Source organism: Gluconobacter albidus, from assembly GCF_002723915.1.
GTDB lineage: Bacteria > Pseudomonadota > Alphaproteobacteria > Acetobacterales > Acetobacteraceae > Gluconobacter > Gluconobacter albidus.
In genome coordinates this window covers 1-2,695 of record NZ_BEWL01000037.1, presented here as the reverse complement: position 1 = coordinate 2,695, position 2,695 = coordinate 1, and the positions used below count along the sequence as shown (strand labels likewise).

Below are 2,695 nucleotides of genomic sequence, written 5' to 3'. Positions count from 1 at the left end.
GGTACGTGGCTCATGGTGCCGGGCCAGAAGAGCACCAAGATAAGTATAACTCATCAGATTGGCGGTGTTCCAGAACACACTTGGCAGCATGGCAAGAAGGATTGTTGGATCTTTAAGAGGCGCAAACCTCGCTGCAATGCTGACGACCGCGGCGTGTCTAACTGGCTCCTTTGGTGGCCGGAGACACAGAATGATGGCAGACAGTGTCGAGACTGCCGTTACCAGCCAGAAGGTCATACGCCAGCCGAGTATATCGCCGATCGCCGTCCCGATCGGAACGCCGAAGACGGCTGATCCAGTGAAGCCAAGCGCCACGGCAGAGAGCGCCGCACCTTTCCGGGTGTCTGGCGCGAGAGATGCTGCGAGGGAATAGGCTGTCGAAGTATAGAGGGCAGCGACGACGCCAGCGATAATCCGGGCCGCAATCAGGACAGCATAAGATGGCGTTGTAGCACAGAGCATATTTGCGATGGCAAACACGGTTAGGGTGCCAATGACGATCCGGGTTTGCCTGAAGGCCGCGGTAAAGGGCACGACAACTGGCGCGATAAGAGCATATGTCAGGGCGTAGGCTGTAACGATTTGGCCAGCACCGTTGAGATTCACATGTAGGCTGGTCGCGACTGCGGGCAGAATACCCGAGATGACGAACACATCTGTCCCGATCGCGAAGGTGCCGAGAGCAAGAAGCCATATTCGTGGGTCTAGAACGGCGGAAACTGAAGACTTCACTGGTCTTATTCTCTTTGTCGTAATGCAGGTCGGGTAAGTAGATACGCATAAGTGCGGCAGACACCCTTGTCGAGAAACACTCTCACGCGATGCCGCGTCTGTTTTGTGCTTAGACCGCTATAAATGTCTGCTCTCCGCCCTGTCCTGGAATGATCCGGGTGTCGGAGATGTAGGCGACTGCCGCCTGTCTGCTCCTATATAACTGGGCGAACAGGCAGATCAGGGGGGAAAGCGGAAAGTCCGCTATCCCAGCATGATCGCTGGGAAGCGGACATCCCCGCAAATCTAGCGTTCTTCAGGTCCTTTTATAGCGCGGTGCAGGCACCCCTGTTTGAGTTGCACCGAACAAAGTCGAGCGAGCGTTTTCGTAGGCCAACCACAAACCCGCATCATGGACCGACGGCAGTGTTACATCTTCACCTTGATCGAACCCGACCAATGCGGCATCGACCAGATTCTCGGTCGTCATGATTGCGGCCTGATCGAAGGCCGAAAGCGGGATTCCCGCGTGGTCGTAAAACTCGGTTGCGGTGCCGGCCGGCAGTACGGCCTGCACGCGCACGCCGGTTTCGGCAAGCTCGGCCTTCAGGCCTTGGCTGAACGTCAGAAGGTAACTTTTGGTCGCACTATAAAGCGTCGTGATCGGGAGCGTGCAGAAGGCCATCACCGAACCAATATTGATGATCGCGCCAGTGTTACGTTTGACGAAGCCGGGAAGAACCGCGCGAGCCAGCCGGGTCGGGGCGACGATATTAAGTGCGAGCGTCGCATTCGCATCAACATCGCACATATCAACCGTGCTGCTGAGCTTGCCATTTCCCGCATTATTCACAAGCAAGGCAATCCGTTCGTCAGAACGCAGAAGATCCTCGAGCGAAACAAGATCATTTTCAACTGTGAGGTCAGCTTTGAGGGTCCGGATCTCGACCCCATGCTGTCTTGTGAGTTTTTCTGAAATTGCATGCAGTCGGTCGACGCGGCGCGCAACCAGCACAAGGTCGTAGCCGCGTTCGGCGAGACGATTGGCATAGACGGCTCCGATACCGGAGGAGGCGCCGGTGATAAGAGCTACCGGTTTGCTGGATGACATCAATCGATCTTTCATTCTGTAATGATCGTTTAAGAATGACTTCATTGATTCCTGCTGTCAAACGATGTTTAATGATCGTTATGGAAATAGCGTCAAAACGTCCCAGCGGACGCCCCCGAAGTTTTGACCGCGATGCGGCACTTGAAACTGCCATGCGCTTGTTCTGGAAATACGGTTATGAAGGTGTGTCGTTCCAGCAGTTGACGGCGGCACTTGGCATCGGCGCACCGAGCCTGTATGCGGCATTCGGCAACAAGGGAGCGCTTTATCGCGAGGCCTTGGACCGGTATGCAAATATGCGTGGTGCGTCGGATTTGTCCTTCATGGAAGCTGCATGCTCTCTACGCGAGGCGGTCCGCCTCCTCCTTGAAGGGACGGCACGCGGACTGGTGGATCCAGCGGGTGAAGTCGGCTGTATGCTCAATACCGGCATGATTGCGAGTCATCCCGACCATGAAGATCTGGCGCGCGATCTGGCGCAACGTCGCGCGCAGTTTCGCGCGCTTTTGACCGATACATTGCAGCGATGGGTCAGCCGAGAACACGCGACACGGCTGTCGTCTTACGTCACGGCTGTTATGCAGGGCATGGCTATTCAGGCGCGTGACGGTTTTCGTCAGGAACAGCTTCAGGTCGTTGTTGACGAGGCGCTCAAGGCGGTTCCCGATGATTCAACCGGTGTCCGGTAAAAATGATGACAAATATGGAACCTAGCTGTCAGGTTGTGAGACGTCATTGGCGTAAACCATGATACGGTCGACGTCGTTCATGATACTGACCTCTGTCATAGTTTTATAGCTTCGATTACGCAGACGTGGTCTCTGCCTGAGGCGCTCGGCGACTTTGGCGGTAGGCGAAAGGCCGCCCAGAACC

The 2,695-nt window shown here is 55.7% G+C and carries 3 protein-coding genes and 1 pseudogene; 1 reads left to right on the top strand and 3 read right to left on the bottom strand.

Translation table 11 applies throughout. The features are described 5' to 3' along the window. Window positions 1-732 (bottom strand): MFS transporter (locus tag GAL01_RS15315; protein WP_145995673.1); only part of this gene is annotated, 732 nt, incomplete at its 3' end. Window positions 733-1,027: 295 nt separating this feature from the next. Then, window positions 1,028-1,822, bottom strand: a complete 795-nt coding sequence (locus GAL01_RS15310) for an SDR family NAD(P)-dependent oxidoreductase (RefSeq protein ID WP_062026942.1) — start codon at window positions 1,820-1,822, stop codon at window positions 1,028-1,030. Window positions 1,823-1,974: 152 nt separating this feature from the next. Between GAL01_RS15310 and GAL01_RS15305 the strand changes: the two genes are divergently transcribed. Continuing rightward, window positions 1,975-2,511 carry a TetR/AcrR family transcriptional regulator gene (locus GAL01_RS15305; RefSeq protein WP_197458940.1) on the top strand — a complete coding sequence of 179 codons (537 nt, stop codon included), beginning with the start codon at window positions 1,975-1,977 and terminating at the stop codon, window positions 2,509-2,511. A gap of 21 nt (window positions 2,512-2,532) precedes the next feature. Here GAL01_RS15305 and GAL01_RS16230 read toward each other — a convergent pair. Next, a pseudogene (locus tag GAL01_RS16230) lies at window positions 2,533-2,695 on the bottom strand (IS481 family transposase); the annotation flags it as partial.